This window comes from Variovorax sp. PAMC28562 (genome assembly GCF_014303735.1).
Classification (GTDB): domain Bacteria; phylum Pseudomonadota; class Gammaproteobacteria; order Burkholderiales; family Burkholderiaceae_C; genus Variovorax.
In genome coordinates, this window is record NZ_CP060296.1 from 904,453 (window position 1) to 921,287 (window position 16,835).

Below are 16,835 nucleotides of genomic sequence, written 5' to 3' on the forward strand. Positions count from 1 at the left end.
CCCATGTCATGCATAACCCTGCGTTTTCTTGCCGAACCCAACACCGTCAACTTCGGCGGCAAGGTGCACGGCGGCACCGTCATGAAGTGGATCGACGAAGCCGGCTATGCGTGCGCCACCAGCTGGGCCAAGCGCTACTGCGTGACCGCCTTCATCGGCAGCATCCGCTTTCAACACCCCGTCAAGATCGGCGACCTCGTCGAGGTCGAAGCCCGCCTCGTCTACACCGGCACGACCAGCATGAACATCTCGGTCGAAGTGCGCAGCGGCGACATGAAGACCGGCGAGATGACCAAGACCACTGAATGCCTGGTGGTGTTCGTATCGGTCGATTCGCATGGGCGGCCGACGCCTGTCGAAGCCTTCACACCGAGCACGCCGGGCGAGGCGGCGCTGGCCGAGCGCGCCAGGTCGTATCTCGAAGCGGCTCGGGCTGCGGCGAGTCCGAAGATTTAGCTGTAGGCAATGCGCTTGGCGGAAAACGCTCCGCCTGCCACCAGCCTTTGGCCCCGGCACGACTGAGCCACCCCCTTTGCAACGCCGCTCGTATAGTGTCGGCAAACAAAATTCAGGGAGAACTCATGATCGTTCAAGACGAGGAAGAGCCGTTTCTTCAATCGGCCAACTTTTTGCGCACCTGGTCGAAGTGCATGGGCCAAAGGTGCGAGATCGAGGGCGTTGCGCTGTCGCTCGACAGAGCGCCGCCGCCGCTGGCATCGCTGCCTTCACAGTCGTCTGTCACACCAGCAGCGCCGCAGCCGGCAACCAAGACAGTCCCGAAGAAAGTCGCTGGCGACCCTTACGTCAACACGGTGCTGGCGATCGCCAAGGTGGCGTCGTCCATCGGCAGCGCAGTTCACGCCATCCAGAACCCGCCGCCCGCGCCGTCAAAGGCACCCGCCGTCGCGCCAACGCCGCCCGCACCGAAGCGGCCCGTGGTGCCGCCCTTCGACATCCAGGACATTCCGGGCGCCATGCGCAAGCTTGGCATGCCGATGTCTGCGACGTTGATGGAGCGATGGTTTAGCGGGCAGCTCAATTACTCGCTGAGCGATGCCGACGAGAGAGCCGAGATCAACCAAAGCGGATTCCCGTACCCACCGAATATGGTCGACACCGCAACCATCATGATGGCGTGGGTACTCGGATTTCGGAGGGCGAAGAATGCCTTCGATACATTGACCGAGTCGCTAATGCTCGAGACCCCTCGTGCGCGCGGTATCTTGGTGAACAAATTGACGCCTTACAAAACGCGCCAATCGATTCAACCTTGGCTGGAATGCAAAGGCGATCTTCAGCGCTTCCACGAGGAGTTTCAGTTTCAGCTGATCGATGTGAACGCAAGTTGGTCGGAGCGCATCGCGGTTCAGATGTACGAAGAGATGTCCAACAACGGCGTGCCGGATGACCTGACCGGTGCACTGGGCGCTTTCAACTTCTACGCGACGATCGCCGAGGCCACCTTCAATCAGCAGGCCGGCACCGCCACCGTCACGCGCGTAGCCATCTATGTCAAAGATCACTACACCTTCTCGCCCACGCCGGGCAATGTATCTCAGTACCTTGGGCACTGGAACAAGAGCCATGTCGCCATTCAGCACCTGCATGCTGCTGCTATGGCCGTCAACGCGCAGTTGTCAGACGCACCGGTCAGGATCGGCAAGGGCGCCGACAACATTTTCTACCCTGTGCGCAATAGCGACTTCCGCGCATGGCAGCAGAAGCACGGCCGCGGTGGCGACTTCATCATCTACTCGGATCGCATATGGGTCACCCTCCGTCGACCCATCACGATCAACCTATGAAGAAGTTCAAATGGGTTCTCTTAGTCATTTGTTTGTTGCTCGTCGGGTGGAATGTCAACGCATACAAGCTGGGGATCGAGGGCCGTGCATCCATTAAAAAATGGACATATGAAGAGTCGCCGGACGGGCAATACACGCTTGCATATGGCGATGGACCGGGCTACTGGGTCTGGGTGCGGCTCCGCAAAAAAGGCGGGGACGAAGTGCTTGCCGACAGATGGTTCGAAAGCAAGGAGCCGTACAAATCCGCATGGCTTGGCGACCGCGTCTACTACTCGCACTACGATGCAGACGGACCAATCTACCTTCCGCCCGTTTGGTTGGAGAAGTGGCTCGCGAGATTGCCTTGACGGTCTTTGCTACTAATCACGGTGAAGCTATGAAAAGGCTCAAGTGGGTCGCTTTGGGTATCTGCCTGCTGATAGCTGCGTGGAATATTAATGCTTACAGGCTAGGCGTTGAAGGCCGTGCATCAGTTCAAAGATGGACGTACAAGAACTCTCCGGACGGTCGCTATACCTTGGCATACGGCACCGGCCTAGGTAACTGGATTTGGGTGCGGCTACGCCGAAGCGGCGAAACTGAAGTGCTGGCTGACCGATGGTTTGAAAGCACAGAGCCAAACTGGGTCTTTTGGGATGCCGATCATGTCTCTTACTCACGCTACGACGCAACGGGGCCGATCCATCTTCCGCCCAACTGGTTGGACAATTGGCTGGCGAAGCTGCCTTGATGGCGCTTCGAGGAGCCGCCCCTTCTCACACAGCCAGCACTGTCCCGCTCACCTCACCCAACCCGATGCGCACCGCCCCGTCACGCTCGCACCAGCCGCGCAGCGTCAACGTGTCGCCGTCTTCCAGGAACGTTCGCTTCTCCCCATTGGGCAGCGTGATGGGTTGCTTGCCGCCCATCGTGAGTTCGAGCAGCGAACCGGCCTGATCGAGCTCGGGGCCCGACAGCGTGCCGGAGCCGAGCAGGTCGCCGGGCTGCAGGTTGCAGCCATTCACCGTATGGTGCGCGACCAGTTGCGCGGCGGTCCAGTAGGCGGCTTGCGTCGTGTTGCCGAGCGTGAGGCGCACGGGTGCTGTACCGGCCTCACGCATGGCTGCGGTCTGCAGCAATACCTCGAGCGTGATGTCGAGTGCGCCTGCATCGCGGTTGGCTCGCGAGTCGAGGTACGGCATCGGCTGCGGGTCGCCGGCCGGGCGCTCGAACCTTGCGCGGAACGGCGCGAGCGCGTCCATCGTCACCAGCCAAGGCGACACGGTGCTGGCGAAATTCTTTGCCAGGAACGGGCCGAGCGGCTGGTATTCCCAAGCCTGCAGATCGCGCGCTGACCAGTCGTTGAACAACGTCACGCCGAACAGATGTTGCTCAGCTTGGTCCATGCCGATCGGTTCGCCCAGCGCATTGCCCTGGCCGATGAAAAAGCCGAGCTCCAGTTCGTAGTCGAGCCGCTTGCTCGGGCCAAACGACGGCTCGGCCGCATCCGGCGCCTTGGTCTGCCCCTGCGGCCGTTTGAACTGCTGGCCGCTGACGCCGATCGACGAACTGCGACCGTGATAACCGATGGGCACCCACTTGTAGTTGGGCATCAGCGGTTGGTCGGGACGGAACAACTTGCCGACCGTCGTCGCGTGGTGGATGCCAGTGTAGAAGTCCGTGTAGTCACCGATGCGGCAAGGCACGTGCATCGTGACCTGCGCCGGATTGATCAATGCGTTTTCCCATTCGGACTGGCGGGCGCTGCCTTGGGTCAGGCCTTGCGAGATCAGCGAGCGCAACGCGGCACGCTTGGCCGGCGTCGCGGCCATCAACGTGTTCATGTCGTCAGTGTCGATCAGCTTGGCCATGCGCAGATCGAGGATCTTGTCGCCGATGGCCACACCGATGCGCCGCTCGTGTCGCGGTGCGCGGCTGAAGGTGCCGAAAGGCAGGTTCTGGATCGGAAAATCGCAGCCCGTGTCGTTGGCCGATTCGACCCAGCTGCGGCGCTTCGGGTCGTGCGTTTCATTGATCGTGGTCATGACTTGAATTGGTCCTTGAGGCCAGCCCAGCAATCGGCATAGGCGTGGTCTAGCACCGGGCTCTGCATGGCCCACTGCGTCGGGATGAATCGAAAGCGGCTCTCGAACATGAAGGCCAGCGTGTTGTCGAGCTTCTGCGGTTTGAGGTCGGCGTGGCTGGCCTTGTCGAAAGCTTCTTCATCCGGCCCGTGCGGCACCATCATGTTGTGCAGGCTGGCGCCACCGGGCTTGAAACCGCCCGGCTTGGCGTCGTACTCGCCGTAGACCAGCCCCATGAATTCGCTCATCAGGTTGCGGTGGTACCACGGCGGCCTGAAGGTGTTTTCCATCACCAGCCAGCGCGGCGGAAAGATCACGAAGTCGCAGTTGGCCGTGCCGGGCGTATCGCTCGGCGAGGTCAGCACGGTGAAGATCGATGGGTCGGGGTGGTCGAAGCTGATCGAGCCGATCGTCATGAAGTTGGCCGTGTCGTACTTGACGGGCGCGAGGTTGCCGTGCCACGCGACCACGTTGAAGGGCGACTGCTTCATGGGTGCGCGCCAGAAGCGGCCACCGAACTTCTTGACGATTTCGTAAGCGCCGCCGGCATCTTCGAAGGCTGCGACGGGCGCCTGGAAATCGCGCGCGTTCGCGAGGCCGTTCGAGCCGATCGGGCCCAGCTCGGGCAAGCGGAACTGCGCGCCGTAGTTCTCGCAGACGTAGCCGCGCGACGGCCCCGCGCCAGCCTCCGAATCCGGCAGCGCCACCTTGAACACGACGCCGCGCGGCAGCACCGCGATCTCGCCGGGCTTGACTTCCAGCACGCCGAGTTCGGACGTGATGACCAGTCGGCCCTGCTGCGGCACCAGAAGCATCTCGCCATCGGCGTTGACGAAGGCGCGACGGTCCATCGACCGGCCGGCCAGGTACACGTGCGCGGCGATGCCGCTCTGCGCCTCGGCATCGCCGTTGGCGGCCAGGGTGTGCATGCCGTCGACGAAGTCGGCCGTGCTTGCACCGCTCTCGGCGTCGAGAGGAATCGCGCCCCAGCGCATCGGTTCCGGCGGCAGCGCGATGCTGCGGTCGCCGCCTGTCGTCCACACCGCCTGCTCGTACGGTGCATAGCGGCCGGACACTACGGAGGGCTGGCGGCGATAGACCCAGGTACGACGGTTCTCGTGGCGCGGCGCGGTGAAGGCGGTGCCGGAAATCAGCTCCGGATAGAGATCGAACGGCGCGCGCTGCGGGCTGTTGCGATGCTGCGGCAGCGCGCCGGCAACGGCTTCGGTCGCGTACTCGTTGGCGAAGCCGGATTGATAGGAAAGGGGTGCAGTGCTTGTCATGAAATATCTCGACGAGGGGTCGATATGAACAGAATTTTCTCAGGCCTGCCGCGCCGTGGTCAGCGCCTGGCGCAGCACCGCCATCGATCCGATGTGGTTGGCGAGCACCAGCACCAGGCGGGCGTTGAGTGCGTGGCTTTGTTCGGTGTTGAAGCCTTGATGCGCTTCGATGAGCGCTTCGTAGAAATCATCGGGCGCTTCGAGATTGGGCGTGGTGACGAGAGGGGCTGAAGTTATGTTCGATGGGCTGGACATGACAGGTTCCTTTTCAGCCACGCGCAAGGGCACGGTCGAGCGCTATTCGGATCGCTCGCGCATCCGGTTGCCGCCATCGCGCGCAGACGTGCTGGTCGGGGCGCAGCAAATAGACAGTGCCGGCTTGTGCGTCGTAGCGCTGCATGGCGAGAGCATGCGCATCGTCGAGCGCCACGCGAACGACGGCGACCTGCACATCGGCCTCGAACGCGCTCTCCGCAACAGCGCGCGCGCTTCGGTCGGCGGCGGCGCCATCGCCGAACACCAGCGCTGCGAAGTTGCCGGTGCCGACGGCGCGCAGCAACCATCCGGGCTCGCCTGCCCTCACGCGTGACGCCAGTGGCGCATCAGCCGCCACGGCACCCGGCACCATGCGCCCTTCGAACCCATCGCCCTGCACGTCCGCGGTGTTGAGTGGAGACGCATGCAATGTCGCTGGCACCGACAAGCGCCCGCTGTTCACCAGCGTGCGCGCGAACGGTTGCGTCTTCGCGAGTTGCAGCACGGCATCGCGAAACAGCCGGCTCACTTCGCTTTTGGGCGTGATGAAGTCGGTGGCGCGGGTCGAGTTGAGGATGTTCTCGTCGGCAGCCGCTTCGCGCTCGTCGGCGTAACTGTCGAGCAGCGAATCGCTCGCGTGACCCCGCAGCACCGCAACCAGCTTCCAGGCCAGGTTCTCCGCGTCCTGCACGCCCGAGTTGGCACCTCGCGCACCGAAGGGCGAGACGCCATGCGCAGAGTCGCCGGCGAACAAAACGCGACCGTGCCGAAAGCGCGCCATGCGTAAACAAGAGAAGGTGTAGACGCTGGCCCATTCGAGCTCGAAGGGCGTGTCTTTCATGGCGGAGTTGGCGAGCAGCGCCTGCACGCGCGGAATGATGTTCTCCGGCTTCTTCTCTTCTTCAGGATCGGCGTCCCAGCCAAGCTGGAAATCGATGCGCCAGACGTTGTCGGGCTGCATGTGCAACAGCACGCTCTGATTCGGATGGAACGCCGGGTCGAACCAGAACCAGCGCTCGGCCGGCCGGTCGAGCTTCATCTTGACGTCGGCGATGAGGAAGCGGTCTTTGAAAGTTCGGCCTTGCGCCTCTTGCCCGACGAGTTGCCGCAGCGTCGAGCGCGATCCGTCGCAGGCCGCGACATGATCGGCCGCGATGCGGTATTCGCCCTCGGGTGTCTCGATGGTCAGCACCGCATGGTCGTCGAATTGCGCGATGCCTTTGACCTTGCTGCGCCAGCGGATGTCGATGAGCGGCAGCGCCGCAGCGCGCTCCGCCAGAAAGCCTTCGACGTAGTACTGCTGCAGGTTGATGAAGGCCGGGCGCTCGTGGCCGGGTTCCGGCTGCAGGTCGAATTCGTAGACCTGCTCGTCCTTGAAGAAGACACGACCCAGTTTCCACGACACGCCCTTGTCGATCATGCGGTCGCCGCAACCGAGCCGATCGAAGATCTCCAGCGTGCGCTTGGCAAAGCAGATGGCGCGCGAACCGGTCGACAGGCGATCGTCGTTGTCGAGCAGTACGACCGGAATACGCTGTTGCGCCAAATCGATCGCCAGTGCGAGCCCGACCGGACCGGCACCGACGACGACGACCGGATGACGCGCCGGCGAAGCTGCGTCCCTAGCGGCGTCTTGATCCGGATGTCGAACGTAGTCGAATACTTGCCGTTGATAGTCGACCGGCGCCACGCTCACCCCTCCAACGTATTCCACATCTCCACATCCCGCTCCGCCGTCCAGATGCGAGGATGGTCGTAGCCGGTGGCTTCGTCGTAGGCGCGCGTCACGTCGAACGGCATGCAGTGATCGAAGATGACCCAGTGACCGTACGTCGGGCGCAGGGCGGCCATCGTCTCCTTGTAGATCGTGTTCAGGTTCTTGCCGGCGGCCACGCCGTTGTTGACCATCGTGTAGACGTCGGAGATGAAGGCGCGGGTCGAGGCAATGGCCTTCTTGACGTCGCCGGCGTTCTCCAGCGCGGCACCGCGGCCGGGCACGAGCTTCTCGAAGCCGTAGGCCGACAAGCGGTCGAGCGTGGTGGGCCAGTCGCGGAAGTAGCAGTCGCCTGCGTAGGCGGTGCTCTGGTACTCGACCAGGTCGCCGGCAAAGCAGATCTTCTGGTCTTCCAGGTAGGCGATGGTGTCGCCCTTGGTGTGGCCGCGGCCGATCTGGGCGATCTTGACTTCGAGCTTCTTGCCGAGCCAGACGCTCATGGTGCCGTCGAAGGTCATGGTCGGCCAGGTGAGGCCGGGCGGCACGGATTCGACGTTGCGAAACAGGCGCGGGAAGCGGCCGATTTCGCTAGCTTTGTCTTGTTCGCCGCGCTCGACGATGAGGTCGTAGGTGTCGCGGCTGGCGATGATCTGCTCGGCGCCTTCTTTGAAGTAGGCCGAGGCACCGAGCACGCGCACCGCGTGGTAGTGGCTCAGGAGCACGTACTTGATGGGCAGCGGGGTGATCTCGCGGATGCGGCGGATGACGTCTTGCGCCATGCCGGGGGTGGCTTGCGTGTCGACGACCATGACGGCTTCGTCGCCGATGAAGATGCCGGTGTTGGGGTCGCCTTCGGCGGTGTAGGCGTAGGCGTTCTCGGAGAGGCGGGTGAAGCTGACGGTTTTCTCGGCGAGGTCGGCCTGGCTGGCGAAGACTTTGGGGGGGGTGTTCGTGGGTTGGGTCATGGTGCGTGTCTCCGGTTTGTCGCGGGCACATGCCGCGGCGGTTCTATTTTCAATTCGTCTAAAAAGAATACGTTTGCTCTGTGCGAATCGTCGAGTCTAGGATGCCGATCAGTTAATGTCTAACTCTTTTCACATGAACGAACTCGCCACGCGCCCATGACCATCGACATCGACCGCACGCAACGCGGCATCCAGAGCATCGAAGTCGGCGGCCAGTTGCTGCGCGCGCTGGTGCACAACGGCCGGCCGATGGCGCTCAAAGACCTCGCCCGCGAAGCCGACATGAGCGCCGCCAAGGCGCATCCGTACATGGTCAGCTTCGGGCGGCTCGGGCTCATCGAGCAAGACGCCATCAGCGGTCACTATCTGCTCGGTCCGCTCGCTTTGCAACTGGGGTTGATCGGGTTGCAGCAGGCCAATCCGGTGCAGATCGCGACGCCGCTGATCGATGCATTGGCACAGCGCATCGGCCAGACGGTCGCGATCGCGGTGTGGGGCGATCGCGGCGCGACCATCGTGCGCATTGCGGAGTCGCCCGCGGCGGTGCACGTCGCCATGCGGCACGGCACGGTGTTCTCGCTGACCGACACGGCGTCTGGCCGGCTCTTCGGCGCCTACCTGGATGCGGCCATCGTGAAGCAGCAGCTCGAGGCCGCCCGCGCGCGTCGCAAGCTGCGCGACCGCGAAGGGTCGGCCAAGGTCGTCGGCATGCCGCCACAGCCGCCTGTGCCGGCATGGAAAGACTTTGAAGTGCAGCTCGACGAAGTTCGTCGCCACGGCATCAGCCGCTCGGAGGGCGAGATCGTTCCGGGCGTCAATGCGATGTCGGCGCCGGTGTTCGACCACACGGGTGCGATCAAGTTGGCCATCACCGCGATCGGTGCGGCCGGCATCTTCGACAGCCGCTGGAACGGCGAATTGGCGAAGGCGCTCAAGGCGTGCGCCGATGCGGTGTCGCAGCGGCTGGGTGCGCCGCGACGCTGAATCACGTCATCAGCCAGCCACCGGCGACATCGATGACCTGGCCCGTAACGAACGCGGCGTCCGGGGACGTGAGATAGCAACACACGTCGGCGACCTCGGACGGCTCGCCCAGGCGCCCCAGCGGTGTCACATCGACCACGGCGTTGTTGGCGGCGTCAGAGACTGTGCGAACGAGTGGTGTCGCGATGCGCCCCGGCGCCAGGGCGTTGACAGTGATCCCGTGAGGCCCGAGTTCGCCGGCGAGGTGCCGGGTGAAACCGATCAGCGCCGATTTCGTAGCACTGTAGTGGCAGGCCACGATATCGCCCAGGTAAGCCTTGCCGGCAACCGAAGACATCGACACGATCCGCCCGTAGCGCCGATCGATCATGCCGCCGGTCACCAGTCGCGAGAAGTTGAAGGCGCCGTTCAAGTTGACGGCGACCACGCGCTGCCACTCGGCCGGGTCCATGCGATGGACAGGCGACGGCTTGCCGTCGTGTTTGGGCGAGATGCCTGCGTTGTTGATCAAGATGTCGATCGGGCCGAGCACCGATTCGATCTTGCGCTGGGCCTGCTCGCAGCTGGCGTAGTCGGCCACGTCGGCCGCCGCGAAGTGTGCGCGGCACCCGCGGCTGCGCAGCTCGGCTGCTTGACGCTCTCCCGCCTCGCCGTTCAAGTCGACGATGCCCACGGCGGCACCTTCGGCGAGATAACGCTCGACGAGCGCAGCCCCGATGCCGCCGCTCCCGCCTGTGACGAGCACGACGCGATCAGCGTGCCGCATCGGCGCCCTCTTTCACCACCAGCATGATCTTCCCGATATGCCGGCTGCTTTCCATCAGCAGGTGCGCATCGGCGGCGCGCTCGAGCGGAAACACCGCGTGAATGACGGGCAGGCACCGTCCCTGCTCGAGCACCGGCCAGACCTTCTCGCGCAGCCTCGACACAATGGCCGCCTTCTGCTCGGCCGTGCGCGCACGAAGCGTGGAGCCGGTCAGCGTCAGTCGCCTGAGCATCACCGGCGTCGCGTCGAAGTCGAAGCGGCTGCCTTCGAGGAACGCGAGTTGCACAAGGCACCCTTCGAGTGCGAGGCTCGCAATGTTGCGCACGATGTAAGGCGCACCCACCATGTCGATGATGATGTCGACGCCGCGCCCGTCGGTCTCCTGCGCAACCACGGCGGCGAAGTCTTCCTCGCGATAGTTGATGGCACGCAGAGCACCGGCGGCCACGCAAGCCTGCGCTTTCTCTGCGTTACCGACAGTCGTGTAGACGGTTGCGCCGAACTCTCGCGCCAGCTGAATCGCAGTGAGGCCGATGCCGCTCGACCCACCATGCACGAGAACCGATTGGCCCGACTCGAGCCGCGCGCGATCGAAGAGGTTCGCCCAGACTGTCAGGTACGTCTCCGGCAACGCAGCGGCCTGCAGCAAGCTGAGGCCGCCTGGCACCGGCATGCAGTGCCGCGCATCCGTGAGGCAATAGTCCGCGTAGCCGCCGCCAGGTGTCAGAGCGCAGACGCGATCGCCCACGCGCCATGCATCGACGCCGGCCCCTGTCGCCACGATCACCCCCGCGACTTCGAGCCCGAGGTGAGGCGATGCGCCTTTCGGCGGCGGATAGTTGCCTGAGCGTTGCAGCACATCCGGCCGGTTGACACCGGCTACATGCACCTCGATCAACACCTCGCCAGGGCCGGGAGTGGGACGCTCGTCGTCGACCAGTTTCATCACGTCGGCATTGCCGCCTGCACCATGCACTATGCGTTTCATGTCTGTTTCTCCTTGCTGGTTCTCAATGAATTCGGTTCGGCCCGACTGATGTCTTTCAGGCTTTCGCGCATCGTCAGTGTTGTCGGCAATGCGAGCGTCTCGCCCAGTGCACGACCTTCAATGAGGCTGACGATGCGTTGGGCCGACAAGCGGCCGATTTCCGACGTCGGCACGTGCACGGTCGTCAGTCTCGGCTCGACGAGGCTCGCGAGTTCGATGTCGTCCGAGCCGGTGATCGAGAGTTCGTCCGGCACGCGGATGCCACGGTCGCGGCACTCGCCGATGGCGCCCACTGCCTGAATGTCGGTTCCGCAGATCAATACTGTCGGCCGGTCGGTGGTTCCGAAGAGTTGTGCTACGGCACTCCGACCGCCTTCGAAAGTGAAGGGGCGCTCGACGATCCAGTCTTCACGCAGCACGAGACCGTGCGCCTTCAGCGCGGCGCGCGTTCCCTCGATGCGTGCGCGCACGCGTTCGTTGCCATCGGCGATGCCCGGGCACAGCGCAATTCGTCTGTGGCCGCGCTCGACCACGAGACCTGCCATGCGCTGTGCGGCGTCGAGGTACGAAAAGCCCACGCATTGCCCTGGCCTCGTCTCATCGACGGCCCAGCTCAACACATAAGGCAGACCGTACTGGCGCTGCAGGTCATACACGCCGTCAGCGTGATCGGTGCCGACGAGCACGATGCCGTCGACACCACGCTCGACGATCGCGCGAAGCAGATCGACCTCGCGGGCAGGCTCATAGTCGTGGCTCGCGACGAGAACCTGATAACCGAGGCCCCAAAGCGTTTGCTGCAGCGACTGGATCGAGACCGCAAAGATGGGGTTGTCGAGTGTCGGGTAAATGGCAGCAATCGTCTTCGTGCGGCGCGAAGCGAGCGCCTGTGCTGCGCCGTTGCGCACGTAGCCCAACTGCGCTACCGCACGCTGAACACGCTCGAGAGTCTCGGGGCGCACCTCGCGCGGCACCGAGAGCGAGCGCGAAGCGCTGCCAAGCGACACGCCTGCGAGGCGCGCGACATCTGCGAGCGTGGCGCGGCTCATCATGGGGATCTATTCATCGCGGCCTGTCCGCCAAGATCATGTCGGCACCCTTCTCGGCAACCATCATCACGGCCGCCTGGATATTGCCCGACACGATCCTCGGAATCACCGATGCATCGACCACCCGCAGTCCCTGCAGACCGCTGACGCGCAGCCGCGAATCGACGACCGCATCGGCATCGCTGCCCATGCGGCAGGTACCAACCGGGTGATAGATCGTCTGCCCGTTTCGGCGCGCGAACTCGAGCCACGCTGCGTCGTCTTGAGTGGCATCGCCCGGACCCGTCTCGCGCGCGATGTAGTGCTTCATCGCAGGCTGACCGACGATACGGCGCGCCATCTTCATCGCCTCGACGATGCATTCCCGGTCGACGCTGCTGTCGAGAAAATTCGGCCGGATAGCCGGCTGCGTTTCCGGATCGGGCGTCGTTGCGTGCACGCTGCCGACCGATTCAGGGCGTAGCTGGCTCACGCCGATCGTCATGCCCGGTTCGCGATCGAGAATCCGCTCTGCCGCATTCGCGTAGCTCGCATGCATGAAGAAATACTGTGCATCGGGCCGATCCATTTCAGGCCGCGTCTTCACGAATCCGTGCACGAGCCCGGTGCCGAGCGTGAGGATGCCGCGCCGCTGGGCGTAGTAGCGCGCAACTTCGCGCACGAGGCGCCAGCCACGCGACATCTCGTTGAGCGTCACCGTGTTCCGCACGCGCCAATTCATGCGCGTGGCGTAGTGATCGATGTAGTTCTCGCCGACACCTGGCGACTCCAAGCGCATCGCGATTCCAAGCGGGCCAAGCACGTCTCTGCGACCGATGCCCGAGAGTTCGAGCAACTGAGGCGATTGAAAAGCGCCGGCAGCGATGATGACTTCGAGCTGCGCGTCGGCGGAGATTTGCTGCCCGGCCCGGCGATAGACGACGCCCACGCATCGAGTGCCTTCGAACCGCAAACGCTGCACGTGCGCATCCGTCACGACGACAAGGTTCGAGCGATGCCGTGCCGGCTGGAGGTATGCGTCGTACGCACTCCAGCGCCTTCCTCTGCGTTGATTGACCTGGTAGTAGCCGAAGCCTTCCTGGTCGTCGCCGTTGTAGTCGGCGTTCATCGGCTGGCCATCTTCCGCGGCTGCGGCAAGGAAGCTGTCAGCGATCGGGAAACGCTCGCTCACCTGCTCGAGTCGCACCGGACCCTCCTTGCCTCGCACGGTGCCACCCGTGGCGTAGTTCTCCAGCTTGCGGAAGTAAGGTTCGACGTCTTTGTAGCGCCAGCCGGCAGCACCTGCGCGCGCCCAGTTGTCGTAGTCCTCGGGCTGGCCGCGCACGTAGATCATCCCGTTGATCAGCGTCGAGCCGCCGAGGCCGCGGCCGCGCGGCACCGAGATCCGGCGATCGTGCGTGTTGGGTTCGGGCTCGGTCTGGAAGAGCCAGTTGTAGCGCTTGTCGATCAGCAACTTGCTGAAGCCAGCGGGGATGGCGATCCAGCGGCTCGCCGGTTCGCCGCCTGCCTCCAGCATCAGCACGCGCTGCTTGCCGTCTGCGCTCAGCCGATTGGCGAGCACGCAGCCCGCTGCGCCGCCGCCGACGATCACGTAGTCGAAGGGTTCCACTGCTGTACTCCGGTTCAGGCCGCCACGGTCGGGATCGGCCGGTCGAGCATGAAGGCCGCCATGTGACGAATCTGGCTCGCGAGCATCGGTGCGCCTTCGTGCACGCGGCATCCGCGTTCGCGAGCCGCCTTCAGCAATGCGGTCTCTGCCGGGTCCATGATGATTTCAGCGACGATCTGGGCGGCATCGAGCCTGGTGACGTCGAGCGGCAGCGCATCGCCCGGGCGCAACCCGAGCGACGTCGCATTGACGACGATCTCGTGGCCCGACGGATCGCGGGTGCCGACCGATACGGAGATGGCAGGGTACTTTTCGCGAAGGCGTCCGATGAGGCTCTCGGCCTTGTCGGAGCTGCGATTCGCCACCGTGATGCGAGCCACGCTGGCCTGCACCAGCGCGAACGCAATAGCGCTCGCGGCGCCCCCGGCACCCGCGAGATAGACGCTCCGGCCTGCCGGATCGATGCCTGCGCCTCGCAGCCCATCGACAAAACCAATACCGTCGAGCATGGCGCCATGCAGTCGCCCATCGGGCGCGCGATGCACGACGTTGACGGCGCCGATCTGCCGCGCCTCTTCGCTCACCTCGTCGCACAGCAGGAGCGCGCTCGTCTTATGCGGCACCGTCACCACACAACCGAAAAAATTCTGCATGCAGCGCAAGGCATTCATCACGACGGGAAAATCAGCCGCGCTGATGTGCAGCGGCACCATCACCGCATCGATACCGTGCGCGCGCACCAGTTCATTGATGCGCTGCGGCGTCTTCACATGGTGGATCGGGTCGGCCACGATCGCCAGAAAGCGCGTATGGCCTGTGATCTCGAAGGGGCTCGAAAGCATCGTGTTGGGGATTTCGTTCAATGCCCGAGATAGGCTTTGCGGATATGCGGGTTCACCAGCAACTCCTTGCCGGTGCCTGACAACACCACCTCGCCGTTCTCGAGCACATAACCACGGTCCGCCAACTGCAGCGTATGAAACACGTTCTGCTCCACCAGCAGCACCGTGGTTCCCTGGTCGGCGACCTTTCGAACGATCTCGAACATCTGCTCCACGAGCAAAGGCGAAAGGCCAAGCGAGGGCTCGTCGAAGATCAGCAAGCGTGGCCCGGCCATCATGCCGCGCGCGATAGCGACCATCTGCTGCTCACCGCCCGAGAGCGAGACGGCGAGTTGCTTCAGCCGTTCCTTGACCTTCGGGAACAACATCAATACGTCGTCGAGCCGCTGCGCGTGGGAATCGCGCGCGGACTTCTTGAACGACCCCATACGCAAGTTCTCCTCCACGGTGAGGAATGGAAACAACTGGCGACCTTCGGGGATCATCGTCACGCCGAGTTCGACGATCTCGTGAGGCTGGCGCTCGGCGAGCGGCGCACCGTCGAAGTCGATGCTTCCGGCAGTCGCACGCACGATGCCGCAGAGCGTTCGCAGCGTCGTCGTCTTGCCGGCACCGTTGGCGCCGACGATGGTGACGATCTCTCCGCGCTTCACATCGAACGAGATGCCGCGCAGCACTTCGCTCTTGCCGTAGCCGGCGTGCAGATCACGAACCTGAAGCATGGGTGTAGCCCTTTCCGAGATAGGCCTGGATGACGTCCACGTCGTTCGCGACATCCGCGGGCAGGCCTTCCTTGAGCACCTTGCCGAGATGGATGACGACGATGCGGTCGGAGAGTGCCATCGTGGCCTGCATCAGGTGCTCGATCATCAGCACCGATACACCCGACTCGCGGATGCGCCGGATCATCACGATGGCGCGCGCAACGTCGGAGGGGTTCAAGCCGGCAAGCACTTCGTCCAGCAGCAAGACGCGAGGCGACGTGGCCAGCGCACGTGCGATCTCGAGTCGCTTCATGCCGCCGACGGTGAGGCTGCGTGCTTCGGTGTCGAGCAACGGCGTCAACTCCGTGACCTCGGCGACGGAGCGGGCGAGGGCTTCGGCCTGGTCGCGGCCCTTGGTGCGCATGAAGGCGCCGAGGAGCAGGTTCTCCAGCACGGTCAAGCCGGCGAACGGCTGAACGATCTGGAACGTGCGCCCGACACCTGCGCGCGCAAAACCCTCGGGGCTTCGAGGGGCCGTCCAGTTGCCCGCGGCATCGCGGATCGTCACGGTGCCGCCGTCAGGACGAAGGAATCCGGAGAGCTGGTTGAACACGGTCGTCTTGCCCGCACCGTTCGGGCCGATGACGCCGAGGATTTCGCCCTCGTGCAGCGTGAGAGTCACCTTGTCGGTCGCCTTCAAACCACCGAAGCGCTTCTCGATGTTGTCTGCCTTCAGGATCGGCTGGCCGACGCTCGAGACATCGCGCAAGGTCGCGGGCAACGGTGCAACGGCAACGCGCCGGGCACGCCCAAAATCAGGCAGCTTGTCGATCAAGCGAGTCACATGTCCCCCGAGCTGGCCGACCAGCCCGCGCGGGAAGAAGAGCACCACCGCCACGAGCACCACGCCGTAGACGAACCCGTGCGTGCCATTGCCGAATGCACTCAGCCAACCGCGCGCCAGCTCTGCAATCGGCAACACGACAACCGCACCGAGTACCGGCCCGGCGACGGTGCCGAGCCCGCCGATCAGCGCGAACATCGCGACCTGGATCGAGAGCTCCAGAGAGAACGCCGAAGACGGCTCGATGAACGTCAGATACATGCCGTGGAAGCTGCCGATCAGGCTGGTGAGACATGCCGATATCACGGCCGCCGCGATCTTCACCCGCACCGGGTTGATGCCGATCGCGCGCGCCGCATCTTCGCGTTCGCGCACTGCGATGAGGTAGTACCCGAAGCGCGAGTGACGAATCGCATGGCAGATCCCGAGCACCACCATCAGGAAGCAGAACGCGACCAGAAGATAGGCCCACTTCTCGCGAAAGATCATCCATTTCAGGCCGATCTGCAGCGGCACGTTCAGCCCGCCTGCGCCGTGCGTCCAGGCTTCTTCATGATTGACGAGTAGCCGCGCGACTTCGAGAAACGCGATCGACGCGAGTGAGAAGAACGGCCCGCGCAGGCGCAGCGTCGGATAGGCGATCACCAGCGCGACGAGTGCCGATACGCCGACGCCCGCGATCATCCCCACCCACGGCGAGATACCGAAGTGCAGCACCAGGAGTCCGGCGGCGTAGCTGCCGATGCCGTAGTACACGGCGTGGCCGAGCGACAGCTGCCCGGCGAAGCCACCGACGATGTTCCACGCCGAGGCCAATGCGGCAAACACGCACACCTGGATTGCGAGGTGAATGACGAACGGCGACTGCGTTGCCAGAGGCAAGACGAGCAACGCTGCGAGTGCGAGATACGCGATATATCCGCGCGGATTCAGTGGGTTGGGAATCATGTTTTTTATCCCC

17 protein-coding genes are annotated in these 16,835 nt (G+C 63.9%); 5 read left to right on the forward strand and 12 right to left on the reverse strand.

Annotated elements, in window-relative coordinates; translation table 11 throughout:
* Window positions 1–3 precede the first annotated feature (3 nt).
* Genes H7F36_RS04355 through H7F36_RS04370 form a run of 4 tightly spaced genes read left to right on the forward strand, consistent with a single transcriptional unit; the run spans window position 4 to window position 2,538 of the window.
* Window positions 4–456: an acyl-CoA thioesterase gene (locus H7F36_RS04355; protein ID WP_187053523.1), complete on the forward strand. Its 453-nt coding sequence runs from the start codon at window positions 4–6 to the stop codon at window positions 454–456.
* 47 nt (window positions 457–503) lie between these two features.
* On the forward strand, window positions 504–1,805 hold the full coding sequence (locus H7F36_RS04360) for a DUF6402 family protein (RefSeq protein WP_187053524.1): 1,302 nt from the start codon (window positions 504–506) through the stop codon (window positions 1,803–1,805).
* Window positions 1,802–2,155: a hypothetical protein gene (locus H7F36_RS04365; protein ID WP_187053525.1), complete on the forward strand. Its 354-nt coding sequence runs from the start codon at window positions 1,802–1,804 to the stop codon at window positions 2,153–2,155. The genes H7F36_RS04360 and H7F36_RS04365 overlap by 4 nt, the downstream gene beginning before the upstream one ends.
* On the forward strand, window positions 2,152–2,538 hold the full coding sequence (locus tag H7F36_RS04370) for a hypothetical protein (protein WP_187053526.1): 387 nt from the start codon (window positions 2,152–2,154) through the stop codon (window positions 2,536–2,538). Before H7F36_RS04365 ends, H7F36_RS04370 begins: the two co-directional genes overlap by 4 nt.
* Before the next feature lie 25 nt (window positions 2,539–2,563).
* On the opposite strand, the gene fahA is transcribed toward H7F36_RS04370, so the two are convergent.
* Genes fahA through H7F36_RS04395 form a run of 5 tightly spaced genes read right to left on the reverse strand, consistent with a single transcriptional unit; the run spans window position 2,564 to window position 8,088 of the window.
* The gene (gene fahA, locus H7F36_RS04375) at window positions 2,564–3,832 is read right to left on the reverse strand and encodes a fumarylacetoacetase (protein ID WP_187053527.1); all 1,269 of its coding nucleotides are present in this window, start codon (window positions 3,830–3,832) and stop codon (window positions 2,564–2,566) included.
* Window positions 3,829–5,154, reverse strand: a complete 1,326-nt coding sequence (gene hmgA, locus H7F36_RS04380) for a homogentisate 1,2-dioxygenase (RefSeq protein WP_187053528.1) — start codon at window positions 5,152–5,154, stop codon at window positions 3,829–3,831. The genes fahA and hmgA overlap by 4 nt, the downstream gene beginning before the upstream one ends.
* 39 nt (window positions 5,155–5,193) lie before the next feature.
* Window positions 5,194–5,409 (reverse strand): DUF2783 domain-containing protein, encoded by a 216-nt coding sequence (locus H7F36_RS04385; protein ID WP_187053529.1) that lies wholly within the window; start codon window positions 5,407–5,409, stop codon window positions 5,194–5,196.
* A 13-nt stretch (window positions 5,410–5,422) separates the two neighbouring features.
* A complete protein-coding gene (locus H7F36_RS04390) occupies window positions 5,423–7,123 on the reverse strand; it encodes an FAD-dependent oxidoreductase (protein ID WP_261802495.1) in 1,701 nt (566 codons plus the stop codon).
* Complete coding sequence (locus H7F36_RS04395; RefSeq protein ID WP_187053530.1) at window positions 7,102–8,088, reverse strand: MBL fold metallo-hydrolase; 987 nt, start codon at window positions 8,086–8,088, stop codon at window positions 7,102–7,104. The genes H7F36_RS04390 and H7F36_RS04395 overlap by 22 nt, the downstream gene beginning before the upstream one ends.
* A gap of 156 nt (window positions 8,089–8,244) precedes the next feature.
* Between H7F36_RS04395 and H7F36_RS04400 the strand changes: the two genes are divergently transcribed.
* The gene (locus H7F36_RS04400) at window positions 8,245–9,072 is read left to right on the forward strand and encodes an IclR family transcriptional regulator (RefSeq protein WP_187053531.1); all 828 of its coding nucleotides are present in this window, start codon (window positions 8,245–8,247) and stop codon (window positions 9,070–9,072) included.
* Between the two features lies 1 nt (window position 9,073).
* Here H7F36_RS04400 and H7F36_RS04405 read toward each other — a convergent pair whose 3' ends face one another.
* The 7 genes from H7F36_RS04405 to H7F36_RS04435 are packed head-to-tail and all read right to left on the reverse strand — an operon-like array spanning window position 9,074 to window position 16,822.
* Window positions 9,074–9,838: an SDR family oxidoreductase gene (locus H7F36_RS04405; RefSeq protein ID WP_187053532.1), complete on the reverse strand. Its 765-nt coding sequence runs from the start codon at window positions 9,836–9,838 to the stop codon at window positions 9,074–9,076.
* Window positions 9,825–10,826: an NAD(P)H-quinone oxidoreductase gene (locus tag H7F36_RS04410; protein ID WP_187053533.1), complete on the reverse strand. Its 1,002-nt coding sequence runs from the start codon at window positions 10,824–10,826 to the stop codon at window positions 9,825–9,827. The genes H7F36_RS04405 and H7F36_RS04410 overlap by 14 nt, the downstream gene beginning before the upstream one ends.
* Entirely contained in the window at window positions 10,823–11,878 is a 1,056-nt protein-coding gene (locus H7F36_RS04415; protein ID WP_187053534.1) for a LacI family DNA-binding transcriptional regulator, read from the reverse strand. The genes H7F36_RS04410 and H7F36_RS04415 overlap by 4 nt, the downstream gene beginning before the upstream one ends.
* 10 nt (window positions 11,879–11,888) lie before the next feature.
* Window positions 11,889–13,484 carry a GMC family oxidoreductase gene (locus tag H7F36_RS04420; protein ID WP_187053535.1) on the reverse strand — a complete coding sequence of 532 codons (1,596 nt, stop codon included), beginning with the start codon at window positions 13,482–13,484 and terminating at the stop codon, window positions 11,889–11,891.
* Window positions 13,485–13,498: 14 nt separating this feature from the next.
* Window positions 13,499–14,347 (reverse strand): shikimate dehydrogenase, encoded by an 849-nt coding sequence (locus H7F36_RS04425; protein WP_315971443.1) that lies wholly within the window; start codon window positions 14,345–14,347, stop codon window positions 13,499–13,501.
* Window positions 14,344–15,048, reverse strand: coding sequence for an ABC transporter ATP-binding protein (locus H7F36_RS04430; protein WP_187053536.1), 705 nt, complete (start codon window positions 15,046–15,048; stop codon window positions 14,344–14,346). The genes H7F36_RS04425 and H7F36_RS04430 overlap by 4 nt, the downstream gene beginning before the upstream one ends.
* Window positions 15,032–16,822, reverse strand: a complete 1,791-nt coding sequence (locus H7F36_RS04435; protein ID WP_187053537.1) for an ABC transporter permease subunit — start codon at window positions 16,820–16,822, stop codon at window positions 15,032–15,034. The genes H7F36_RS04430 and H7F36_RS04435 overlap by 17 nt, the downstream gene beginning before the upstream one ends.
* Window positions 16,823–16,835: the final 13 nt, after the last annotated feature.